This window comes from Chlamydiota bacterium (genome assembly GCA_012729785.1).
Classification (GTDB): Bacteria; Auribacterota; Tritonobacteria; order UBA1439; family UBA1439; genus UBA1439.
Genome location: JAAYCL010000024.1, coordinates 17138 through 34346 on the forward strand (window position 1 = coordinate 17138; position 17209 = coordinate 34346).

The following is a 17209-nucleotide window of genomic DNA, read 5'->3' on the forward strand; positions in this document are numbered from 1 at the left end:
GCGCCGGTCATCGGCCGCCGGGGAACGGGTTCGAGAAGACCGCCGCGCGTCCCGCCTCCGCCTCGATCTCGATCAGGCGGTTGTACTTGGCGGTCCGCTCGCTGCGGCAGGCGGAGCCGGTCTTGATCTGGCCGCCGCCCATCGCCACGGCGAAGTCGGCCATGAACGTGTCCTCGGTCTCTCCCGAGCGGTGGGAGATCACGTAGTTCCAGCCCGCCTCGCGGCACATCCGTATCGCCTCGATCGTCTCGGTGACGGTGCCGATCTGGTTCAGCTTGATGAGCACCGCGTTGGACGCCTTCTCCCTGATCCCGCGCTCGATGAAGCGGGTGTTGGTGACGTACAGGTCGTCGCCGACGATCTGGATCCTGCCGCCGAGCCGCGCCGTCTGTTCGCGGAACCCGTCCCAGTCGTTCTCGGCGAGCCCGTCCTCGATGGAGACGATCGGGTAGTCGGTGATCCAGCGCTCGTAGAGGGCGGTCATCTCCGCGCTGGATTTCGGCCCCTGCCCCGACTTGGCGAGAAGGTAGCTCCCCCCCTCGAAGAAGGAACTCGCGGCGGGATCGAGGGCGATCGCGACGTCCTTGCCGGGCTCGTACCCCGCCGCCTGTATCGCCTCGACGATCAGCTCGCACGCCTCGGCGTCGCTCCTGAGGTCGGGGGCGAAGCCGCCCTCGTCGCCCACGCTCGTCGCGTACCCCTTCTTGGAGAGGATCTTCTTGAGCGCGTGGAACGTCTCGGCGCCGTAGCGAAGCGCCTCGGCGAAGGTGGGCGCGCCGACCGGCATCACCATGAACTCCTGGAAGTCCACGCTGTTGTCGGCGTGCTTGCCGCCGTTGAGGATGTTCATCATCGGCACGGGGAGGCGCACCGCGTCTCCATCGCCCAGGTAGGCGTAGAGCGGCCGGCCCGCCGCCTCCGCCGCCGCCTTCGACGCCGCCATCGACACGCCGAGGATGGCGTTGGCGCCCAGCACGCCCTTGTTCGGCGTCCCGTCCAGCTCGATCATCAGGCGGTCCAGCTCGGCCTGGCGCGACGGGTCCTTCCCTTTCAGGGCCGGGGCGATGACCCGGTTGACGTTCTCGACGGCGCGGAGTACCCCCTTGCCGCCGTAACGTTTTCCGTCTCCGTCGCGGAGTTCCACCGCCTCGTTCTCGCCGGTGGAGGCCCCGGACGGCACCGACGCGACGAAAACACGCCCGTCGTCGAGGCGAAGGAAGACCCGGATTGTCGGATTTCCCCGGGAATCGAGGATCTCCAGTGCATGGATGCGATCGATGGCGGCCATTCGAACCCTCCTTTCAAAGACGAGGAAACAGGCGCCGTGCCGCGCGCACGGATGCTTATACCACAGCGCGCCGCCGATGGCACGGTAAAACGCCCCGCGCGTGCGGAACGGGCGAGGGGGGGAGAGGCGGCGATCTCGTCGCGCCGCCCGATCGAGGCGGGCGAGATCCCCGCCGAAGGCGGTAAGGGCGACCGGGGCCTTTCCGCACCCTTCGACCGCGTCGTCGTCGAGGAGTCTGGCGTCAGGCATCCCGATGTGCTACCGTGCACTGTCGCCGGTAGCGGCACGGCTTCGTGCACGGTTCGATCCGGGGCCGCCGGCCGCGCGGGAGATCCGATGCGCGTTCGCGAGATCGAGGAGCGGGACATCGAGCGTCTCTGCTGGGTGGAATCCATCGCCTGGCGGAACGGCGTCCAGTTCGACCGCGGCCATTTCATCTCGCAGCGCGCGATCTTTCCGGAGGGGCAGCTCTGTTTCGAGGACGCGCAGGGCGAGATCTGGGGGCATGTCAATCTGATGAAGCTCCGCTTCGACCCCCGCAGGCCCCTCGCCGCCTCGTGGAGCGAGATCACCGCGGACGGTTACATCACCACCCACGATCCCCGGGGTAACTGGCTGTTCGGCGTGAATCTGGCGGTGCACCCGCACGGCTACTTCATCGGGGCCGCGGAGGCGCTGATCGACGCCGCGGCGCGCAGGTGCGCCTGCCTGCGCCTTCGGGGGATCGCCCTCGTCGGCCGGATGCCCGGCTACGCCCGGTGGCTCCGCGACCGGACCCGGGCCGGGAACCGGCCCGACGGCGCGGATCCGCGCACGGCGCGCGAGTATATGGAGATGCGCGTACGGGGGAGCGACGGCACCCCGCGGCGGCTGGATCCCGAGCTCGGCCTGTACGAGAGCTTCGGCCTGCGCCTCCTCGCCCCGGTCCCCCGCTACATCACCGACAGGAAGAGTCTCGATTTCGGCATCGCGATGGTCTGGTCGAATTTTCTCTACCTCCCGTTTCTGCTCTGCCCGTCGCGGCGCGTCAGGGAACAACTCGTCTTCGGGGCGGCGGGTCGGGCGCTGGGGCGGTGGTACCTCCGCAGGGTGGGCGGCGGGCGGGGAGTCGGGGAGCGGGCGCGGAGCTTCAGCCCGGCGTCCGCCCCGTGACGGGGTAACGAGGGACCTATGCGGGTGCTGTTCATCAACCCCCCCGAGTGCGCCGCATCGGGGCTCATGGATCTGGCGGCGTTCGAGCCGCTCGGCCTCGAGCTCCTCGCGGCGAGCCTCGCGCCGCGTCATGAGACCCGCCTGCTGGACCTCGTCTTCGAGAAGAGGGACGTCGAGTCGGCGATCGCTGACTTCAAGCCGGGGATGGTCTGCATGGGCTGCTTTACCTCCCAGGTCTACGCCGTCAGGGAGCTTCTCCGGCGGGCCAAACGCTGCGATCCCGGCCTGGTGACGGTGGTGGGGGGATACCACCCCACGTTCATGCCCGGCGACTTCGACGAACCGTTCGTGGACGCGGTCGGCATCGGTCCGGGCGTCCCCGCGCTCGCGGAACTCGCGGACACGCTCGAGGCCGGCGGCGACCTGCGCCTGGTCCCCGGTTTTTACATCCGCCGCGGCGGGAAGATGGTTCGCACCCCAGCCCGCGCCCTCCCGGAATCGCTCGACGGCGAGCCGTTTCCGGACAGGAAGATCTCCGCCGCGTACAGGATGCGTTACCACGTCTTCGGCGTCGGTCCCATCGCCGTGCTCCGCACGAGCGAGGGGTGCCCGTTCCGGTGCACCTTCTGCTGCATATGGGACTTCACGGGGGGGAGGTACCGGATGCGGTCCCCGGAGCTCGTCGCCGAGGAGCTGGAGCGGATCGAGGAGCGGTACGTGTACATATTCGACGACAACTTCTTCGTCTCCCGCCCGCGCGTGCAGGCGATCGCGGACGCCGTCGCCAGGCGGGGCATCCGGAAGAACTACTGGTGCTTCGGCAGGGCGGATTTCATCTGCGCCAACCCCGACCTGGTGGAGCGATGGGCGGGGCTGGGCCTGACCAACGTCTACATCGGCGTGGAGTCGTGCACCGACGAGGGGCTCGAGTCGTTCAACAAGCGCTCCAGCGTCGCGACGAACAACGAGGCCGTGCGCATACTCCGGCGCAGCGGGATCACGCCGGACCTCGGCTTCATCATGCGTCCGCAGGCGACGAAGAAGGATTTCAGGACGCTCCTCGCCTACGTCAGGTCCCTCGGCATCCACAAGGAGGGGTACGCCGAGTATATGAGTCTGACCCCGCTTCCCGGCACGCAGCTCTGGAGCGGGATGCAGGACCAGTTGGTCACCCGCGACTTCCGCTTCTTCGACCTGATCTTCCCGGTCCTCAAGACGGCGCTTCCGACCCGGACCTATTTCCGCGAACTGACGAGGCTCTACGTGCGGACCTACCTCAACCTCGGCCTCCTGAGGAGAAGATGGAGGGGGAACCCGCTCGGCCTCAATCCGCTGGGGACGCTCAAGAGCGTGTCCGCCTCGTTCAAATTCTTGTGGCGTTTGGGGAAGGCGTGCCTCCTGGGCGCGCGCGGGTATGTCCCCCGGAGCTTCGCGAGGAGGGAATCCGATGCCGGCTGAGCGGCTGCTGAGGATCGAGGAGATGCCGGCGCGCGAGATGTGGAAGCGCACGCTCGGGCCGTACGTCTCCCTCTACGGAAAGACGATCGAGCACATCGAGGAGCGCTTCGGGCGCGCGGAGGCGGTCGAGTGGGTGCGGCGGATGGAGCGCGACTACCGCGAGGAGCACGCCTCCCTGCACCTGCGCGTCGCCAACGTCCTCGAACGCTTCACCCCGGGGAAGGCGCTGCGCGAGAAGATCGGGCTCCTGATCTTGAGGGAGAAGGTGCTGCGCACCTTCTACGAGTACCAGTTCCTCTACAACAGCACCGGGTACGCGGCGAAGGAGATAGTCGACGACCGGGGGCGCACGATAGGCGGAAAGATCGAGTTCCGCGAGTGCCCCTACGTCGCCGCCATGCGGGAGATCCCCGAGAAGGTGCGGCCGCGGAGGGAGACGTTCTGCCGGTACGACTGCCAGGGGCCGTTCCACGACGAGTTCTCCCGTTTCATAGGGTTCCGCATCCGGATGGAGCCTGACGGCGCCGGGTGCGTCTGGCATGTCGACGCCCCCGCGGAGCTCCTCGGCGAGGACTGATCCGCCCGTTGCGGCGCGGGCGTGGGAGGAAGCGATGCGCGAACCGGACGCGAAGACGCCCCTCGTTCGCCTGCGCGGCGTCACCAAATCCTACGGCACCGGCGCCCTCGCCGCAGAGGTCCTCAAGGGCGTCGACCTCGAACTCGAAAAGGGCGAGTTCATGGTGATCTTCGGCCCCTCGGGGTGCGGCAAGACCACCCTCCTCAACATCATCGGGGCGCTCGACGCGCCCGACTCCGGATCGGTGCTCGTGAACGGCCTCGAGTTGAGCCGGATGCGCCGTTCGGAACTGACCGAATTCCGCAGGGCCGCGGTCGGCTTCGTATTCCAGTCGTACAATCTGCTCCCCACCCTCACGGCGCGGGAGAACGTCGAGGCGGCCCTCGAGCTGCTTCCCTTTTCGAGCCGGCGGGAGATGCGGGAGCGGGCGCGCGACTACCTCGGGCGGGTCGGCCTCGGCGGGCGCGACGACGCGTTCCCCGATCAGCTCTCGGGAGGCGAGCAGCAGCGCGTCGCGATCGCCCGGGCCCTTTCAAAACAACCCCTGCTGGTCCTCGCGGATGAGCCCACCGGCAACCTCGACGAGGCGATGGGCGAACGCATCGTCGATCTGATGCGCGAACTGAACGCCGCCGAGGGCGCGACCTTCGCGATCGTCAGCCACAACCCGCGCGTCGCGGAGAGGGCGGACAGGATCGTCCAACTCCGCAACGGCACGATCGCCGGCGCGTCCGGCGAAATGGGAGGGGAGGCGGCACCGCATCCCGTGCGGCGCGGGAGCGGCGCCCCGGCGCCGGATCCGCGCTGAACGGCGGCGCTCGATACGGGGCGATGCGCCCCCGTCGGCGGCCTCAATGAGACTACTGACCCGCAAGGCGTTCCGCGACCTCGGGGCGATGGGGCTGCGGGGGGTGATGGTGGCGCTCATCATCGCCTGTCAGTCCGCGATCTTCTCCGGGGGGTTCTCCGCCATGCGCACCCTCCGCCGCTCGGTCGACGGCTACTGCACCGCGCACAATCTCGCCGACCTCCAGGTCTCCTTCGCCCCGACGGGCGCCGGCCGCCTGCCGTCGCTGGAGGGTCTGGAGGGGATCGAAAAGGCGCTGCCCCGCCTGGTGCTCGGGGGGGCGATCCATCTCCCCGACGAAACGCTGCTCCCCGCGGCGGTCGTCTTCATCCGCGCCGGCGAAAACCCCGCGGTCAACACGCTCGATGTCGAGGAGGGGGCGTTCCCGGCCGGCGGCGGCGACGGCGTGATGATCGACCGGGGGCTCAGGGGCCGGGGCTACGGGGTGGGGGAGTCGATCACCGCCAGCGTGTACGGCGTCCGATCGACGCGGCCGATTGCCGGGATCTCCAGGAGCCCGGAGTTCCTCGCGAGCACGGCCACCCCCGAGCTGCTCGTCCCGATCCCCGGTTCGCTGGGCGTGATCTACGTCCCCGTCGAGTCCTGTGGGAGGGAGATCGGGGCGCTCTCCCGCTACGTCGGCGGCGCCGACCCGGTGAACCAGCTGCTCGTCACCTTCGGCGCCGCGGCGGGAGGGGGCGGACGGCCGTCTCGCGAAATCGAGCGGCGGGTGGTCGACCGTCTCTCCGCGGCGGGGGTCAAGATCGAGAGCGTCCTCCGGCGGGAGGACCAGTTCGGGATCGCGTTTCTCCGGCAGGACCTCAAGCTGTTCCGCTCCCTGGCCCTGGCCATCGTCGGGATCTTCAGCGTCGTGACGCTCGCCGCCACGGGGATTACCGTGCACCGGATCGCGGTCTCGCAGTCCCGCGAGATCGGCGCCCTGATGGCGCTCGGGTATCGGCCGGCGGCGATTGTCCGGTCCTATCTCTTCCTCGGCCTCCTGCTGGGGAGCGGGGGCGGGTTTCTCGGGCTCGCCGCGTCGCCCGCGGTGACCCGCCTCCTCGCCGGCACCTACGCCTCGGCGATGGACCTGCCGCCGCTCGCCCTCGCCTTCGATCCGGCGGCGATGGCCGCGGGGCTGCTCATCGGGGTGGGGGTGGCGTCCGTCGCCGGCGTCGCGCCGGTCCTCGGGCTGGCGAGACGTTCACCCGTCCAGGCGATCCGCGGGTCCGGGCGCGCCTTCGCTCTGCGCCGCTCCCCCTTCGTGGAAGCCGCGATGCGGCGGTGCGGCGCGATGCCGGGGACGCTCCCCCAGCGCGCGGCGGCGCGCAACCTGTTTCGCAGGCCCGGGCTGACCGCGGCCACCACCCTCCTCCTGGCGCTCGGGCTCGGCGTCACCGCCGGATTCGTCGTCACCCTCTCCTCCGCCATAGAGAGCAGCGCGTCCCTCTTGCGGCGCTACGGGTGGGACGTGGTCGCGGACTTCACGGGGCCCCGGGCCTGTCGCGAGGGGATCAGGCTGTGCGAGGAGGCGGGCCTCTCCGCCCCGGAGCCGTTCGTGAGCGGCTACGCGTCGGTGCGCGGCGGGGGAGGGGGCGCGGGCGAGTACCGGCTCGTCGGCGTTCCCGCACGGTCGCGGATGAGCCCGTTCCCCCTCGCCGAGGGAGGGGGCTTCTCCGGCGACGACGCGGACGAGATCATATTCAACACCGCCTTCGCGGACGCCCCTCCGCCGGCGCTCGGCGAGGCGGTGACGGTGAGGGCCGGGGGGCGGGAGCGGACGCTTCGGGTGGCCGGGCTCGTCAGCGTGCTCTCGATCCGGGACTGCTTCGTCCCGATCGAGACGGCGCGCCGCATCCTCGGCCTGCCGGGGAGATGCTCGGGGGTGATGGCGGAACTTGGCGAAACCGGCCGGGCGGATGCGGTGGCGCGGCTCTACGCGTCCGGGGAGGTCGGCCGGGTCACCGCAAAGGCGGAGCTCGAGGAGGCGATCGGCGGGCAGCTCGGGAAGGCGGTCGGGCTGATCAGGCTCGCCGTCGTCATCGGATCGATCGTCGCGCTCGCCGTCGTGGTCAACACGATGTCGATGCACCTGCTCGAGCGGGAGGTTGAATTCGCCGCGCTCATCGCGCTCGGGTACGGCCGTTTGCCGATCTCCCGGATGGTGCTAGCGGAGGTGGTCGCGATGGGGTTCGCCGCCCTTCTCATCGCGGTCCCGGTCGCGTTGGGGGTCGCCCGGTGCCTGAACGCGGCGCTGAGCCGCGTCTGGTTCCGCATCGACACCTTCGTCGGGATGGAGGAGTTCGCGGCGGCGCTCCTGATCCCGTTTCTGCTGCTCCCGCTCGGGGCGGCGCCCGCGCTGCGGCGCATCTTCGGGCTGGATGTCGCGCAGGCGGTCAGGAGACACGCGATCGAGTAGCCGCGGCCGGCGCTGCCCGGACGAAAAGAAGGCCGGGACAGTTCTCCCGGCCTTCTGTTCCGTATCCGCGTTCCGGTCAGCTCTTCCGATCCCCCGCGGGGCATTCCTCCTTCTTCTCCTTCCAGACCTCGATCGAGTAGCAGGTGAACTCCGCGGGTCCGGTCCAGTCTCCCTCGACCTCCATCTTCCTCCCGACCGGCAGCTTCTCGAGGGTCGTCTCGTCCCCGTTCTCGTCCTCGAACGTGCAATCCGCGGGGATTTTTACGGTGATGCCGGAGATGGAGAGCGTGCGCGCCCGCACATCCACCGCGTCGACCTTCGCCTGGATCTCGTAGTGCCGGAAATACTTGGCCACGAGCTGCGTCGCCGTGAACTCGCGAGGGCCGGTGAACGTGCCCGTCGCCTCGACGCCCCAGCCGACCCTCAGCCGCGACAGGCGGGAGGGGAAGATCAGGTCCCACAGTTTCGCGTCTTTGGTGATCACCGTGACGCCGGATATCTCGAGCGTCCCCTTCTCCGCGTCGATCGCGGTGATCTTCCCGTCGATCCGCGCGCCCGCGTACGCCGCCGTCGCGAGGAGAAGCATCGCGAGGCAGATGCCGCACCGCTTCGTCATCGCATCCTCCTTTTCCGCGGCGATTTCAAACGCCGCTTCTCGCGGCCGCGTTATGCCGGAGGGGCCGCGGGCCCCGTGTATTCCAACGGCGGCGAAACCCCCGCCGCCGCATACGCAACGCTAGCAAAGCGGCCGGGGGATATGCAAACGCATTCTGCGCGGGGAGGAGCACGCGCCGCGGCTGTCCCTCGCGCATACCCTGCCGGTCGTCCGCGATTCGACCGGGCGCTTCCCCGTCGGTGAGTTTCGAAACCGACGCCGGTCGCGCGGCAACGCGGCGCGTGCCGTCCGGGCCTCCGAGGCCATCGTGCGCCGGCCGGGAGCGCCCCCGCGCAGTAGCATCGGGCCGTCGCCGATCTCCCGGACTCGGGGGAATCTGGTACAATGTAAAAGAAGCGGCTCCGGTTCAGGCGCACGACAGAGGGCGTGGAGTTCCCATCGCGTGCGGCAACCGCGCGCGTGCCTCGCGTCGGCGGTTGCGGGGAGGAGCGGATGCAGAAGATGAACGTCAAGGCGGCGGCGATCGCGGCGGGTCTCACGTGGGCGTTCTACATCGTCTGCGCCGGGTGGGCCGCGGCTGCCGGATGGGGCGGCCGGATCGTGGATCTGTTCGGCTCCTGCTATATCGGATACGGGCCGACGATCCTGGGCGGCGTGTTCGGGGGGATCTGGGCGTTCTTCGACGGTCTTGTCGCGGGACTGATCTTCTCCCTGATCTACAACCGGGTGGGCGCCGCTCGCTGAGCCGCGGACGTCGCGGGTCCGCCCGCCGTTCGCGATGCGTCAGGCGCTGCGCGGGGCTTCGGATGCGGCGCTGTCTCGCGCGGGAGGAGCTGCTCCGATATATCCGGGAGACGTTCCCCGACGCCCTTCCCCGTGCTCGAATCGAGCGGAAGAGGGGCGGCGGTGCGAGGCGGCCGCCGGCGCGCTGAACGGCGCGGGCGGCGTCGGCTCGTTGGGCGGCAGTGGCGGGAGGGGGTCCGCGGGACGATGCGGCAGAAGAAAACGTGCATCTGTTTCGACTTCGATGGGACGATCGCGGACAGCTACCACCTGTTCCTCGAGAAGACCCGGCACGTGGCGCAGGAGCTCGGCTACCGGCCGATCTCCGACGCGCAGGCCGAGCATCTCCGGGGCCAGCACGTGCGCGACATCGTCGCGCAGTTCAGGATCCCGTACTACAGGGTGCCGTGGCTGGTGCTGCGCCTCAGGGCGGAGATGCGCGAGGGGATGGGGCGGGTGGCGCCGGTGGAGGGGATGCCCGGGGTGATCGCCGCGCTCAGGGGGCGGGGGTACATGCTCGGCATCGTCTCCTCCAACTGCGAGAGGATCGTGAAGGATTTCCTGGACAGGCACCGGATCCAGGTATTCGACTTCCTGGCCTGCAACTCGAACATCTTCGGCAAGGTGAGGACGCTGAGGTGGGTGCTCTGGAGGAAGCAGTTGCAGCCGGCGGAGACCGTGTACATCGGCGACGAACTGAGGGATGTCGAGGCGTCCAGGCATATCGGGATCCGTTTCGGCGCCGTCTCGTGGGGGTACAACACGCTCGAGAGCCTGAAACGACACTCCCCCGACTATGTGTTCGAGACGCCCGGGGAGATCCTCGAAGCCTTTCCCTGAACGGCCCCAGGGTGGCGCCTCGACCGTGCCCCGTTGCTCCCTGCCCGTTGAACGATCCAGCCGCGATGCCCCTCTTCGCACCAACGCGCCGCCTGAAATTCGCCTGCCATGTGGACAGCGCTATGGATCGGTGATACACTCGTCATTTTAATACCTTTTGCCACGTTGCCAGCGCAGAGGAAGGGGGGAATGATGCGGAGAGCGGCGATCCTGTCGGGCGCGGCGGTTAGTACCTTCCTTCTGGTCTTTGCCTTCGCCTGCGAGGCGCGGGCGGCGGAGGCGGGAACCAAGGTGCTCGTGCCGGCGGACGGACCCGCCGCCCTGGAAGCGGCGCGCCAGGGGTGGACGTGCATCGCGAGGCGGGGGGCGTACGATGTGTATCTCGTGCCCCCGGCGCGCCTGAACGCCTTCTCCTCCATCGAGGGCGTCCAGGCGAGGCCCGACTTCGACCAGATCCTCCTGCATCGCGGGCCGATCGACACCAAGAGCGCGGCGCCCGCCGCCGCATCCCCGCCTTCGGCGGGAGGGCGTTTGATGCTGGTGCAGTTCTCCGCGCCGCCGACCGACGCCGATCTCGAGCTTCTGGCGGGACAGGGGGCGCGCGTCGTCCAGTACATCCCCGAGAACGCCTACCTGGTCTGGGGAGACGACGCGGCCGGTGTCGCGCTGCGAAACGCGGCGGGCACCGGAGGCGCGGTCCAGTTCCTCGGCGACTACCATCCGCACTACGCCCTCTCCCCGCGTCTCGACGCGGCGTCGCGGGATGATGCCCCGGTCGCGGTGACCGTCCAGTTCTTCAACTACGGCCCGGGCGCCCTCGCCGACGCCGAACGGCTCGCCGCGGCGGCGGCGGAGCTGATCTCGCCGCCCCGCGAGGCCCTCGGCGGGAGGTACCTCAACGTCCGCCTCGCCGTGCCCGGCGCCCAGCTCCCCGGGATCGCGGGGCTTCCCGGCGTGGTGTGGGTTGAGCCGTACGTCGCCCCGACCCTCTCGTGCGAGCGCCAGGACCAGATCGTCGCCGGGAACCTCAACGCCGGCCTGACGCAGCCGTCCGCCCCGGGGTACCTCGCGTGGCTCGCCGGCCTCGGCTTCCCGACCACGCCGTCGTCGTACCCGATCGTGGACATCGTGGACGACGGCTTCGATAACGGCAGCGCCTCGAGCCCCGCGAACAGCGAGTTCAGGGAGCTGAACAGCGGCGCGCAGCCGTCCCGCGTGCAGTACGCGAATATCGCCTCCGGGGCGAGCGGCATATCTTCGCCCAACGCCGTCGCGGGGCACGGCAACATCAACTGCTCGATCGTCGGCGGCTACAACGACGGGGCCGGGACGCCCGCGAACGAGGACTCCGCCGGCTACAACTACGGCCTCGGCGTCTCGCCGTACGGGCGGATCGCCTCGACCAAGATCTTCACCGACGGCGGCGCCTGGGGGTACCCGACCGAGTCGACGATGGTGAACGCCCAGTTCGCCGCGGGGACGAGGATCAGCAGCAACTCGTGGGGGGCGTCCACCTCCGGGGACTACGACACCGACTGTCAGGCGTACGACGGGTGGACGCGGGACGCGCAAAGCGGCACCGCCGGACACCAGCAGATGCTCTTCGTCTTCGCCGCGGGGAACGACGGGCCCTCCTCCTCGACCGTCGGGAGTCCCGGCACGGCGAAGAACGTGCTCTGCGTCGGGGCGAGCGAGAACTACAACGCGATCGGGACGGACGGCTGCGGCGTCACCGACACGTCGGCGAACAGCGCCCAGGACATCGTCGGCTTCTCCAGCCGGGGGCCCTGCGGCGACAGCAGGGTCAAGCCGGACATCGTCGCGCCCGGCTCGCACATCATGGGGGCGGCGTCGTACGATCCTGCGTACGACGGGACGGGGGTGTGCACCCAGTACAGCCCCTCGGGGCAGACCAAGTACGCCGAATCGTCCGGCACCAGCCACTCAACCCCCGCCCTCGCCGGGTGCGCCTCGCTCGTCTACAATTTCCTCGGGCGCGTCCACTCGATCGGCGCGCCGAGCCCGGCGCTCCTCAAGGGCTACCTGCTGCACGCCGGGCGCCACCTGACCGGCGTCTCCGCCGGCGACAACCTCCCGAGCAACAGCCAGGGGTACGGGCTCGTCGACCTCGGCCTCGCGTTCAGCGAGGCGGCGCCGCGCGTGATGGTGGACCAGACGGTGGTGTTCGGCGACCCCGGCCAGACGCATTCGGTGAACGGGACGATCGCCGCGGCCGCCGAACCGTTCCGCGTCGCCCTCGTCTGGACGGACCCCCCCGGCGCGACCTCCGGCAACGCCTACGTCAACAACCTCGATCTCCAGGTGACGATCGACGGCGTCCTCTACCGCGGCAACAATTTCAGCCTGGGATCCTCGGTTTCCGGCGGGAGCGCGGACGTGCGCAACAACGCGGAGTGCGTCTTCCTCCCCGCGGGGACGACGGGGAACGTCACCGTCACGGTCGTGGCGACTGGCCTGGGCGGAGACGGCGTCCCGGGGAACGCCGACGCCACCGACCAGGATTTCGCCCTCGTGGTCTACAATCTCGCCGTCGGCCCGACGCCCACCCCGACGCACACCCCCACCGGCCCCACGCCGACGCCCACGCAAACCCCGACGCCCACGCCCCCCCCGTCGGTCATATGGTACGAGGATTTCAGCGACTCCAACGACGGCGACACGAGCCGGGCGGGATGGTGGACGGCGAGCGGGTATCCGTGGGGCCACTGGTGCGTGCAGACCGTCTCGGGCAACCGGCACTTCTCGGGCAACCGGCTCGCGAACACCTGCCTCTGGACCAGCGCAACGATCGACCTACACCTGTACGCCGATATCTCGATCTCCGTCGACATCGCGGAGACCGGCACGATGATCGGCGACGATTACATCGCGGGCTTCTACGAGATCGACGGGGGCTCCCCGACGCTCTTCTTCGTCCAGTACGACGACTGCGGCGCCGCGTGGATCAACCGGTCGATCACGGGGTTGAACGGCGATACGCTGGTGATCTATCTCCAGGCCCTCACGACGGATGCCGACAAGACGTGGCGGTTCGACAACGTCAGTGTGAGCGGCACCCTGACCGGCCCGACGCCCACCCCGACGTCGACCCCCACCGGTTCCACGCCGACGCCCACCCTTACCCCCACGTTTACGCCCACGATCACCCCCACGGCGATGCCGACATGGGCGTACCTGTCGAATCCCAGCTTCGAGGACGACGCGAACCTGCTCCCCTGGACCAAGGTCGGGACGGCCTCCATGATCGTCCGGTCCGCCGCCGTGGCATGCCACGGCTCGTACTCGTGCAGATTCACTGACCCGACCGGCGTGTACGACGGCCGCGGTATCCGCTCCAATCTTTTTGCCGTCACCGCGGGGAAACAGTACAACTTCTCAGGGTCCTTCTACGTCGCCTACGCCGCCGGGGCCATCGGCGACACCAGGATGCGCCTCCGGGTCGAATGGAGGGACGCAGCCCAGGGGATCATCTCGCTGTACCCGGGGACGACCGGCTGGAGCAACTCGGCGTTCAACGTCTGGGAGACGAAATCGTATGCGTCGGTCACCGCGCCGGAAAACGCCGCGTACGCCGACCTGCTGATCGACTGCAAGGAGGACGTGAGCAACGCGAACTCCGTCTACGTCGACTGCGTGGCGTTCGACGAGGTGCCGGGGACGCCGACCCCGACCCCGTCTCCGACCCAAACGGAAACCCCCACGCCGGGCCCCACGCCGTGCGCCGAGGCGCTCACGATCGGAAACATCACGAACCTGGAGATCGCGACGACGCGGTCGAGCACGGACGGCGGGTGGTTCTTCTACTTCGGCCTGGCGAGTACACCGGGAGTCTATCCTGATTGTTTCGGCATCGTGAATGACAACAGCAATGATTTCACGGACGGGGGCATCTACACGCCGCAGCCGGTGGGTCTGTGGGTGGGGCGCGATTCGGAGGACATCGCAATCGAGGCGGGAGACTATGTGACGGTGACATATGATGGTGGGCAGACGAAGAACGTATATCTGCCTCAGATAACAGGCGGGGATGATCGGAACCTGTACATCGGGTCGGACGGGTCGACGTACTGGGACAGGGATCTGTGCGATCTCGCCCAATCGTCCCCGATCGAGGCGTTGATTCAAATCAACTACCAGCCGGCCGGGGAATCGGTGTCGCCCGTCTTCCCCTATGTCGACAGCGGCGCCCCGTACAGCGGCCACGGCTGGGCCCACTGGGGCTGGTGATAGGCCTCACGGGCGTAGTTGTCTTTACGCTCGCTTTTCGACTACATGGGCGACCCCGAGTCCGTACACATTCTCCCGCCCCGCCGACTTCGATGCCGGGTCGTACGCCAGGCAGGCATTCGGGATCGCCGGTGGCAGAACGTCTTGAAGATTCGGCTCCTCTTCGAGCCGAAATCGGCCGTTTACATCCCTGAGTGGCAGTGGCACGCGATCCAGAAGTTCCGGACGCGCCGGGACTGCCGCGTCGAGATGCGGATAGAGACGACCGGCCGCAAGGAACTGATCCGCTGGGTGCTGTCCTGGATGCCGGACGTAAAAACGCCGGCCCCCAACATCCTCCGGGACAGGATCGTGGAGAAGCTCCGAAATGGGCTGCGGGCTCAGGAATAAAAGAACACCCCGCTGAACGCGGGACAGCATTTTGTTCCTGCCTCCCTTGTACGCCGCGCGGCGCGGCAGGACCGGCTCAGTTCAGCGTGAACGGGGTCCGGTGGACCGAGCCGATGTAGTTGTACGCGCCCGACGCCGTCACGGGCTGGGCCGCGTTCACCCCTCCCCCCTCGAGGTAGTACGTCCCCGGCTTCAAGTGCCACCACTGCAAGCCGCCTAGCCTGAGCCCGTCGATGCCGGTCGTGGTGATCGGGTACCGGGAGTACGGCATCGGCCCAGCGTAGAGCATCGACCACGCGGTGAGATAGTAGGTGCCGTAGTTCGGCGTCACGACCCTGACGAACGGGTAGAACGACGTCGAGATGGCGTCCGCGTAGCCCCAGATGTACATCGTGTCGTCCTCGGCGGAGAAGCTCGTCTCGTTCGTGCCGAGGCGCACGGGCGGACGCGGCGTGGGCGTGGCGCTGCCGAAACTCACGTTCGCCGTCTGCCACAAGTAGTTGTAGTACGGTTCCGGACTGTGGGTGGACCTGCAGTCGTAGTCGATGTCCATACTGAGCCGGAAGAGGCCTTTCGGCCGGAGGCCGCTCGCCGTGCCCCAGCTGTTGAGCAATATCCAGTAGCGGTTCCCCGGTTCGTCGTTGTACCCGACGCAGAGGACGGCGTGCCCCAGCCGCTTCGAATCATACTTGTTGCAATAGTCGTCGAAAGTCCATACGGCGGACTCGTTGTTGCTGCTCCACCACAAGTCGAAGGCGAGCCAGTCGGCCTGGTTGCTCACGAAGAAGGCGAGGAAGACGGCCTTGTTCTGGTTCAGGACGTTCTTGATGTTGCTGATCGCCGTCTCATTGCCCACGCCGTGCGTTTCAATCCTGGTTTCCTGGATCGAGACGATCTTGTACGAGGGGGAGGTCGAGACGGAGCCGCACGCCGTGTGGCACGTGCCGTCGCCGTCCTGCCAGTCCGCGTTCGAGTTGGACCAGGGGATCGCCCTCCCGGTCGCGGTGTAGAAATCCGCGAAATCGGACAGAAACCCCACGTCGCAGCACGTCTTCCCGATCACGGAGGATTGGCACGAGTTGATGTACTGCACGGAGAGTCGCTTGTAGATGCCCTTCTGCACCGCGAGGGCGACCTCCATAATGCCGGTCCCGGTCCACGCCCAGCAGTTGCTGCACTTTCCCTGATTCCGCTGCGCCGCGTCGTACGTGAGGTAGCCGAGGACGCTATTCGAGCCCCGCTTCGGCTTGATCGCGGGGTCGATGTACGCCTTCGGAGCCGACTCGAAGCTCTCGACCCACTGGCGCATCGTGGCGTCGTCCATCACCATCGCCGGGTGCTCGCCCTGCGCCGCGAGCGGCGCGGCGAGCGCGAGGAGCGCCGCGGTCAGCGCGAGCGATGCGAGGGACCTTTTCATAAAACCTCCTTGCCGCTGCGGCAGCGGCGGGGGTAGTGATAAGAAATATCATTTCCCGATCCCATTGAATTGCATTGATAAGAAATCGTTTTTTCCTGATTCCCGTTGGCCGTCCTGCTTATGAGGCAAAGAAGGTGCTTTTAAACGCATTATCACTCAAACCTGTCCGGGAGGTAAACGGGAAACCATAAAGGAAATCGACATTGATTTATGATTGACACTCAATCACGGGAGATTTAGCATCAAGACCGTAATGATTATGAATAATCAACAGCTATAGTGCCAGTTCATGCGAGAGGGCGAATATGAACAGGAGGGCGAATATGAACAGAATGATAATGATACTGATGGTTGCGCTGGTGGCGTTGGGCGGGACATGCTATGCGGATTCGATAGTTCTTTACCCGAATGGAGATCATCAAGCGGATCTCTATCCGGTCCCTACCCAGGCGCATTATCTCAACGTGAAGGATTGGAGTGATGACAACTACAATGGTTCTATCTGGGCCGGAGTGATAAAGCGCGACCTATACACGCTGGATAATCACGCTTCAGCGAGTGGGGTAATCAACAGCGTCACCGTCTGGTATCGGATGCAAACCACCTCTTCGAGCTATGGCCGGCACGTGCTTTATACGAATGGCACGATTATCGAGGGCGAAGTTGTACAGCCGGAAACGCCCACGACTTTATACAAGACATACAACACAAATCCAGTAACCGGCAACCCGTGGACGTGGGCGGAGATAGATTCCCTCATCATCGGCGCGGATTTCTATTTTGGTTCGGGGACCTATCCCGCGATCGGCCTGGAATACGCCTACGTCATGTACACTCCATACACGCCGACTCCGACCCAGACCCCCACGCGGACGCCGACTCGAACGCCTACGCAGACTCCGACACCGACGGTCACAGAGACGCCGACCGAGACGCCGGCAATAACCGAGACACCTACTGAAACGCCGACGGAAACACCAACTGAGACGCCGACGGTCACAGAGACGCCGACAGAAACGCCGACAGAGACGCCGACGATCACAGAGACCCCGACAGAAACGCCGACAGAGACACCGACGGTCACAGAGACGCCGACCGAGACGCCAACTGAGACCCCGACGGTCACAGAGACGCCGACGGTCACCGAGACGCCGACGGAAACGCCGACAGAGAC

12 protein-coding genes and 1 pseudogene are annotated in these 17209 nt (G+C 67.5%); 10 read left to right on the forward strand and 3 right to left on the reverse strand.

Features of this window, described 5'->3' with window-relative positions; all coding sequences use genetic code 11:
• Nucleotides 1–7: 7 nt before the first annotated feature.
• The gene (gene eno, locus GXY35_05640) at nt 8–1537 is read right to left on the reverse strand and encodes a phosphopyruvate hydratase (protein NLW94059.1); all 1530 of its coding nucleotides are present in this window, start codon (nt 1535–1537) and stop codon (nt 8–10) included.
• 87 nt (nt 1538–1624) lie between these two features.
• On the opposite strand from eno, the gene GXY35_05645 reads away from it, so the two are divergent.
• Genes GXY35_05645 through GXY35_05665 form a run of 5 tightly spaced genes read left to right on the forward strand, consistent with a single transcriptional unit; the run spans nt 1625 to nt 7741 of the window.
• A complete protein-coding gene (locus GXY35_05645; protein ID NLW94060.1) occupies nt 1625–2440 on the forward strand; it encodes a hypothetical protein in 816 nt (271 codons plus the stop codon).
• Between the two features lie 18 nt (nt 2441–2458).
• On the forward strand, nt 2459–3898 hold the full coding sequence (locus tag GXY35_05650) for a radical SAM protein (protein ID NLW94061.1): 1440 nt from the start codon (nt 2459–2461) through the stop codon (nt 3896–3898).
• On the forward strand, nt 3888–4475 hold the full coding sequence (locus GXY35_05655; GenBank protein ID NLW94062.1) for a hypothetical protein: 588 nt from the start codon (nt 3888–3890) through the stop codon (nt 4473–4475). Before GXY35_05650 ends, GXY35_05655 begins: the two co-directional genes overlap by 11 nt.
• A gap of 34 nt (nt 4476–4509) precedes the next feature.
• On the forward strand, nt 4510–5283 hold the full coding sequence (locus tag GXY35_05660) for an ABC transporter ATP-binding protein (protein ID NLW94063.1): 774 nt from the start codon (nt 4510–4512) through the stop codon (nt 5281–5283).
• Nucleotides 5284–5329: 46 nt separating this feature from the next.
• A complete protein-coding gene (locus GXY35_05665) occupies nt 5330–7741 on the forward strand; it encodes an FtsX-like permease family protein (GenBank protein ID NLW94064.1) in 2412 nt (803 codons plus the stop codon).
• Between the two features lie 76 nt (nt 7742–7817).
• Here GXY35_05665 and GXY35_05670 read toward each other — a convergent pair whose 3' ends face one another.
• Nucleotides 7818–8357, reverse strand: a complete 540-nt coding sequence (locus GXY35_05670; protein ID NLW94065.1) for a hypothetical protein — start codon at nt 8355–8357, stop codon at nt 7818–7820.
• A 492-nt stretch (nt 8358–8849) separates the two neighbouring features.
• Between GXY35_05670 and GXY35_05675 the strand changes: the two genes are divergently transcribed.
• The 4 genes from GXY35_05675 to GXY35_05690 all read left to right on the forward strand — a co-directional run bounded on the left by GXY35_05675 (nt 8850) and on the right by GXY35_05690 (nt 14618).
• The gene (locus GXY35_05675) at nt 8850–9101 is read left to right on the forward strand and encodes a bacteriophage holin (protein NLW94066.1); all 252 of its coding nucleotides are present in this window, start codon (nt 8850–8852) and stop codon (nt 9099–9101) included.
• Nucleotides 9102–9347: 246 nt separating this feature from the next.
• Nucleotides 9348–9980 (forward strand): HAD-IA family hydrolase, encoded by a 633-nt coding sequence (locus GXY35_05680; GenBank protein ID NLW94067.1) that lies wholly within the window; start codon nt 9348–9350, stop codon nt 9978–9980.
• A gap of 189 nt (nt 9981–10169) precedes the next feature.
• Nucleotides 10170–14228 carry a S8 family serine peptidase gene (locus GXY35_05685; protein ID NLW94068.1) on the forward strand — a complete coding sequence of 1353 codons (4059 nt, stop codon included), beginning with the start codon at nt 10170–10172 and terminating at the stop codon, nt 14226–14228.
• A 144-nt stretch (nt 14229–14372) separates the two neighbouring features.
• Nucleotides 14373–14618, forward strand: coding sequence for a WYL domain-containing protein (locus GXY35_05690; GenBank protein NLW94069.1), 246 nt, complete (start codon nt 14373–14375; stop codon nt 14616–14618).
• A gap of 76 nt (nt 14619–14694) precedes the next feature.
• On the opposite strand, the gene GXY35_05695 is transcribed toward GXY35_05690, so the two are convergent.
• Entirely contained in the window at nt 14695–16035 is a 1341-nt protein-coding gene (locus GXY35_05695; GenBank protein NLW94070.1) for a C1 family peptidase, read from the reverse strand.
• A gap of 845 nt (nt 16036–16880) precedes the next feature.
• Here GXY35_05695 and GXY35_05700 point away from each other — a divergent pair.
• Nucleotides 16881–17209, forward strand: a pseudogene (locus GXY35_05700) (type VI secretion system tip protein VgrG).

What these genes read in the sequence shown, in the direction of transcription:
- eno (NLW94059.1), bottom strand. Translation starts at nt 1,537, where the DNA reads ATGCCTGACGCCAGACTCCTCGACGACGACGCGGTCGAAGGGTGCGGA.
- GXY35_05645 (NLW94060.1), top strand. Translation starts at nt 1,625, where the DNA reads ATGCGCGTTCGCGAGATCGAGGAGCGGGACATCGAGCGTCTCTGCTGG.
- GXY35_05650 (NLW94061.1), top strand. Translation starts at nt 2,459, where the DNA reads ATGCGGGTGCTGTTCATCAACCCCCCCGAGTGCGCCGCATCGGGGCTC.
- GXY35_05655 (NLW94062.1), top strand. Translation starts at nt 3,888, where the DNA reads ATGCCGGCTGAGCGGCTGCTGAGGATCGAGGAGATGCCGGCGCGCGAG.
- GXY35_05660 (NLW94063.1), top strand. Translation starts at nt 4,510, where the DNA reads ATGCGCGAACCGGACGCGAAGACGCCCCTCGTTCGCCTGCGCGGCGTC.
- GXY35_05665 (NLW94064.1), top strand. Translation starts at nt 5,330, where the DNA reads ATGAGACTACTGACCCGCAAGGCGTTCCGCGACCTCGGGGCGATGGGG.
- GXY35_05670 (NLW94065.1), bottom strand. Translation starts at nt 8,357, where the DNA reads ATGACGAAGCGGTGCGGCATCTGCCTCGCGATGCTTCTCCTCGCGACG.
- GXY35_05675 (NLW94066.1), top strand. Translation starts at nt 8,850, where the DNA reads ATGCAGAAGATGAACGTCAAGGCGGCGGCGATCGCGGCGGGTCTCACG.
- GXY35_05680 (NLW94067.1), top strand. Translation starts at nt 9,348, where the DNA reads ATGCGGCAGAAGAAAACGTGCATCTGTTTCGACTTCGATGGGACGATC.
- GXY35_05685 (NLW94068.1), top strand. Translation starts at nt 10,170, where the DNA reads ATGATGCGGAGAGCGGCGATCCTGTCGGGCGCGGCGGTTAGTACCTTC.
- GXY35_05695 (NLW94070.1), bottom strand. Translation starts at nt 16,035, where the DNA reads ATGAAAAGGTCCCTCGCATCGCTCGCGCTGACCGCGGCGCTCCTCGCG.